The sequence below is a fragment of the Streptomyces sp. rh34 genome (assembly GCF_002551245.1).
In the GTDB taxonomy this organism is placed as follows: Bacteria; Actinomycetota; Actinomycetes; order Streptomycetales; family Streptomycetaceae; genus Streptomyces.
Genome location: NZ_NTGZ01000367.1, coordinates 1 through 5,496, shown reverse-complemented (window position 1 = coordinate 5,496; position 5,496 = coordinate 1). Strand labels below are relative to the sequence as shown.

6 protein-coding genes are annotated in these 5,496 nt (G+C 75.0%); 4 read left to right on the top strand and 2 right to left on the bottom strand.

The genetic code is table 11. The features are described from left to right. Both CR470_RS35305 and CR470_RS35300 read right to left on the bottom strand, forming a co-directional pair. On the bottom strand, positions 1-309 hold a 309-nt coding region (locus CR470_RS35305), incomplete at its 3' end, for a hypothetical protein (protein ID WP_097871604.1). A gap of 146 nt (positions 310-455) precedes the next feature. Then, complete coding sequence (locus CR470_RS35300; RefSeq protein WP_097871602.1) at positions 456-1,172, bottom strand: cupin domain-containing protein; 717 nt, start codon at positions 1,170-1,172, stop codon at positions 456-458. 253 nt (positions 1,173-1,425) lie between these two features. On the opposite strand from CR470_RS35300, the gene CR470_RS35295 reads away from it, so the two are divergent. From CR470_RS35295 to CR470_RS35280, 4 genes are all read left to right on the top strand, one after another. Further along, the gene (locus CR470_RS35295) at positions 1,426-2,511 is read left to right on the top strand and encodes a WD40/YVTN/BNR-like repeat-containing protein (protein WP_097871600.1); all 1,086 of its coding nucleotides are present in this window, start codon (positions 1,426-1,428) and stop codon (positions 2,509-2,511) included. A 44-nt stretch (positions 2,512-2,555) separates the two neighbouring features. Continuing rightward, positions 2,556-3,233, top strand: a complete 678-nt coding sequence (locus tag CR470_RS35290; protein WP_097871607.1) for a uracil-DNA glycosylase — start codon at positions 2,556-2,558, stop codon at positions 3,231-3,233. Then, positions 3,230-4,333, top strand: coding sequence for an N-acetylglucosamine kinase (locus tag CR470_RS35285; protein ID WP_097871598.1), 1,104 nt, complete (start codon positions 3,230-3,232; stop codon positions 4,331-4,333). The genes CR470_RS35290 and CR470_RS35285 overlap by 4 nt, the downstream gene beginning before the upstream one ends. A 156-nt stretch (positions 4,334-4,489) precedes the next feature. Continuing rightward, the gene (locus CR470_RS35280; RefSeq protein WP_097871596.1) at positions 4,490-5,413 is read left to right on the top strand and encodes a sirohydrochlorin chelatase; all 924 of its coding nucleotides are present in this window, start codon (positions 4,490-4,492) and stop codon (positions 5,411-5,413) included. Positions 5,414-5,496: the final 83 nt, after the last annotated feature.

Sequence of the window (5,496 nt, the reverse complement as noted above, 5' to 3'; positions counted from 1 at the left end):
CTCCACGGTCATGGACCGGTCGCCGTCGCGGACGTCGCCCCGGCGCAGTTCGCCCGCCTCGACCGTGACGGGACGCTCCCCCGGCGCGTTCTCGGTCTCCTCGGCCGCCCGGAGGAGCGCGGCGGCCAGCTCGCGGGCCGCCTCGGGGGTGCAGGACCAGACGAGCTCACCGCCCGGGGACGAGAGCCGGACGCCGACGCGGGGCCCCTGGCCTGCCCCCCGCTCGGCGACCGCGACCGGCGCGGGCTCGCCCGCGGTGACCGTGACCGGCACCGGGTGCCCGTCGGCGTCCGTGATCCCGCTGCCCATCGTCGTCTCCTCGGTGTCCCTGTGCCCGTGTCCAGGCCGTCGCCGGGCCGTCGCCCGGCCTCCGCCAGCATGTCAGCACCCGGTGGCGGGGGCCGCGAGCGGGGCGGGGGCGTACGGGTGCCGGTCGAAGGTCACCCGACAGGCTCTCAGGTCCGGTAGACGTCCAGGCGGCCGCACATGCCGAATCCGCCGTGCGCCGAGGGATGTTCGGAGTGGACGCGGGCGTCGGCGAGGTGGCCGGCCTCCCCCCGCTCCAGCGCGTCGAGCTGGGCGGCGGTGGCGGCGGCGGCCGTGGCGGCCCCCTTCTCCCAGCGGGTGCGCCACTCGGGCGTCCGGGGACGGACGAGCGCGGCGGCGGCGCGGTGGAACGCGGCCAGCGGCTCCGGGTCGCCGCCCTCCACGGCTTCGCGCAGGACGAGGAACCCCTCCACGGCGAGGTCGCGCCGGGCCCGCGCGGCGCGCTCCCGCACGGCTTCCTCGGCGTCCCCGGGCAGCGTCGCGGCCGCGCGGTAGACGTCCGGGTCCGCGAGACAGCGGGGCGGCAGGGTGAGCACGGCGTCACCGGCCTCGGGCAGCCCGCTGTTCTGCATGAGCACGATGACGCGCAGTCCGTCCTCGTTGACCAGGCGGTGCACGGCGCCCGGGGTGAACCACACGAGCGCGCCGGGCGTCAGCGGGGTCTCCTGGAAGCCGGAGGCCGTGAGGGTCTGCACGGAGCCGCTGCCGCCGACCACGACGTACCCCTCCGAGCAGGTCAGGTGCAGATGCGGGGTGCCCCCGCGCAGCCCGTCGGCGGCGGGCCAGTCGTAGACGCTCAGGTGGGAGACGGCGACGGCGCCGGGCAGTCCTTCGAAGGTCACCACGGGAGCTCCTGGGTCTCGGCGGCACGGGCCGCACGGCCGCGCAGGCGCACCGCACCGGCCGCCCCGCAAGCGCTTTCTACGACAGCTGAACGCTAGGGCTGCCGCCGGACGCCGGTCAAGGGCGCGGCATACGCCGAACAGTCGCCCGCGCGGCGGCGGGCCGGGGAGGCGGGCGTGTACGCGGGCCGCTGTCAGTGGTCGGGTGCAGACTGACACTGTTCCGGCACAACGGCGTTTCGGGAGGTCCAGGACCATGACCGACGTATTGCTCACCGCAGGCACCCGCAAGGGTCTCTTCATCGGCCGCAGGCGCGGCGGAACCTGGGAGATCACGGGCCCGCACTTCAACGCGCAGGCGATCTACTCGGTCGCCGTGGACACCCGGGGCGACACCCCGAGAATCCTGGTCGGCGGGGACAGCGCGCACTGGGGGCCGTCCGTCTTCCACTCCGACGATCTGGGCGAGACCTGGACCGAGCCGCGACAGCCCGCGGTGAAGTTCCCCCAGTTCACCGGGGCGTCGCTGGAGCGCGTCTGGCAGCTGCATCCCGCGGGACCGGAGGCGCCGGACGTCGTCTACGCGGGCACGGAGCCGGCCGCGCTGTTCCGTTCCGAGGACCGGGGCGAGTCGTTCGAGCTCGTCCGTCCGCTCTGGGAGCACCCGACCCGCTCACGGTGGGAGCCGGGCGGCGGCGGCGAGGGACTGCACACCGTCCTGACCGACCCCCGGGACGCCCGGGCCGTGACCGTCGCCGTGTCGACGGCCGGCGTGTTCCGGACGAAGGACGGCGGTGCGAGCTGGGCCCCGTCGAACAAGGGCGTCTCCGCGGTCTTCCTCCCCGACCCGGACCCGGAGTTCGGCCAGTGCGTCCACAAGGTCACCCGGGACGCGGCCGACCCCGACCGGCTCTATCTGCAGAACCACTGGGGCGTGTTCCGCAGCGACGACGCCGGCGACCACTGGAGCGACATCGGCGCGGGTCTGCCCTCCGACTTCGGGTTCGCCGCCGCCGCGCACCCGCACCGCGGTGACACGGCGTACGTCTTCCCGATCAACGCCGACGCCGACCGGGTCCCGGCGGAGCACCGCTGCCGGGTGTTCCGCACGACCGACGCGGGACGCACCTGGGAGCCGCTCACCGAGGGCCTGCCGGACGGCGCGCACTACGGCACGGTGCTGCGGGACGCGCTGTGCACCGACGACGCGGATCCCGCCGGGGTCTACTTCGGCAACCGCAACGGCGAGTTGTACGCCAGCGCGGACGACGGGGACAGCTGGCGGCAGCTCGCGTCGCATCTGCCGGACGTCCTGTGCGTGCGCGCGGTGGTGCTCGGCTGACGGCAGTTGATCGGAGCGGTCGTATCAGCAGTAGAGTGCGGGCCGTGGCAGCACGACCGTTGAAAGAGATCATCGAGCCGGGGTGGGCGGACGCCCTCGAACCCGTCGCCGAACGCGTCGCCGCTATGGGCGACTTCCTCCGCGCGGAGATCGCCGCGGGACGCACGTACCTGCCCTCCGGGGCTCATGTACTGCGGGCGTTCCAGCAGCCGTTCGAGGAGGTGAGAGTGCTGGTCGTCGGCCAGGATCCGTATCCCACCCCGGGGCACGCGATCGGGCTGAGCTTCGCGGTGGCACCCGACGTCCGGCCGCTGCCGGGCAGTCTGGAGAACATCTTCCGGGAGCTGCACGCGGACCTGGGGCTGCCCAGGCCGTCCAACGGCGATCTCACACCGTGGAGTCGGCAGGGGGTGCTGCTGCTCAACAGGGCGCTGACCACCGCGCCGCGGCGGCCCGCGGCCCACCGGGGCAAGGGCTGGGAAGAGGTGACCGAGCAGGCGATCAAGGCGCTGGTCGCCCGGGGCACACCGCTGGTGTCGGTCCTGTGGGGGCGCGACGCCCGCAATCTGCGCCCGCAGTTGGGCGACTTCCCCGCGATCGAGTCCTCGCACCCCTCCCCCATGTCCGCGGACCGGGGCTTCTTCGGCTCCCGGCCGTTCAGCCGCGTGAACGAACTGCTGGAGCGCCAGGGAGCGCAGCCCGTGGACTGGCGGCTTCCGTGACCCGCCCCCCGGTGGCGCCCGGCGCGGCCGGACCCGGCGCCTACGTCCTCGGGGTGGACTCCGGGGGCTCCGGTCTACGGGTGGCGCTCGGCCGGGTGGAGCTGCCCGGCCAGCTCTCGACGACGCTCTGCGCGGAGCCGGTGCGGACGGGTCCCGGCGGCATCGACGCCGGGCATCTGCTGGACCAGCTACTGCCCGCCGCCCGGGAGTTGCTGGACCGGGCGGCCGCCTCCGCGACCGCCGAGGACCCGGCCGGTGAGGTCGCGGCGCTGGCGATCGGGGCCGCCGGCATGGCCACGCTCGGCGATCGGTTGCGTGCGGAGCTGCCCGGTGCGCTCGCGGACGCGCTGGGGGTGCGCCGGCTCGCGCTGGCCGCCGACGCGGTGACGGCATACGCGGGCGCGGTGGGACAGCGCCCCGGGGCGGTCGTCGCGGGCGGCACGGGCATGATCGCCCTCGGTACGGACCTGATGGAGTGGCACCGGGCCGACGGGTGGGGTCATCTTCTGGGTGACAGTGGCGGCGGTGCGTGGATCGGCCGCGCCGGGCTGGACGCGGCGATGCGGGCCCATGACGGGCGGCGTGGCGGCTCCCCCGCCCTGCTGGACCGGCTGCGGGCCGTGTTCGGACCGGCCGAGGCGCTGCCCGGGCTGCTCTATCCGCGCTCCGACCGGCCGGCCGTGCTGGCCTCGTTCGCCCCGGAGGTGGCGGCGTGCGCCGGAGCGGATCCGGTGGCCGCCGGCATCCTGCGGCAGGCCGCCGGACATATCGCCGAGGCGGCGGCGGCCGTGTGCCCGACGCCTGCGGGGAAGGAGTCCGAGGGCGGCGAGAGCGGCGAAGTGGCTCTGACCGGTGGCCTGTTCAGGATGGGTGAGCCGCTGATCGCCCCCCTGCGCGAGGAGCTGGCACGACTGTTGCCGGGGGCCCGGGTGACGTCGGCGGCGGGCGATCCACTGACCGGCGCACTCCGGATCGCGCGCGCCCTGGCGGCCGGGGATCTGCGCCTGCCACTGCACCCGACGATGTTGTTCGTGCCCCAGGGGCACGGAAGCGGGCAGCCCGGCGGAACGGCGGCGCGCGACGAACCCCGGACGAGGTGACGGTCGGAGGGAAGCGGGCGGAGACCGGCGGAACGACGACCCGACAGACAGGGATACTCCGGTGTTACATCACTCATCGGACATAAGCGGATAGTTAACGCTCGACCGGACCCTCCCCGAACAGAGGGGGAGGCAAAACCAGTAGCATGCGGCGCCATGAGCACCCCCACTGGGCCCGCTTCCGGCCTGCCTGTACGAATGCCGCGACCTCGCCAGTCCGGACGGCACCGCCGCCCGGAGCCCGTGGTCGCACCCGAGGGCGCTGCCGCGCTCGTTCTCGCCGTTCCCGGTACCCCCTCCTCGGCCACACGCAGCCTGGCCGAAGAAGTGATCAGCATCGCCCGTTCCGAGCTGCCCGGCCTGAATGCCCGGATCGGCTACCTCGACGGCGACGATGCCGAGTACCCGACCCTTGCCACCGTTCTCGCCCACACCGCCGCCGAGCGCGTCGCGCGCTTCGAGCAGGCCGTCGCCGTCGGCCGTGAGGTCGCCGAGCCCGCGGGTCCGCCCGCCGTCGTGGTCCCGCTGCTCGCGGGTCCCGACAGCGCGCTGATCCGGCGGATACGGCAGGCCGTGATGGACAGCGGTACGCAGGCCGAGCTGACCGATGTGCTCGGCCCGCACCCGCTGCTCGCCGAGGCCCTGCACGTACGGCTGTCGGAGGCCGGGCTGGCGCGCGCCGACCGCGCCAGGCTGTTCACCGTGGCCACCGCCGCCGACGGCATCGTGCTGGTCACCGTGGGTGGCGAGGAGGCCGTGCAGGCCGCCGGGATCACCGGCATGCTGCTGGCCGCGCGGCTCGCCGTGCCGGTGATGGCCGCCGCGCTGGACGTGGAGGGCTCGGTCGCCTCGATCGCGGAGCAGCTCCAGGGCTCCGGCTCCGCGCAGCTGGCGCTGGCGCCGTACCTGGTGGGCCCGGAGGTCGACCCCGGCCTGCTGGACGCCGCCGCGAAGGAGGCGGGCTGCGCGACGGCCGAGCCGCTGGGCGCCTACCCGGCGATCGGCAAGCTCGTGCTGTCCCTGTACGCCACGACGCTGGGCATCACGCCGGCGACGCCGCAGGGGGCTCAGGCTCACTGACCGGACGCCGTCGCCGCGGGGCGGCGGCTCGGGAAGCCGGACAGCGCGGCGGGCCCGGACGGGAGGAGATCTCCGGTCCGGGC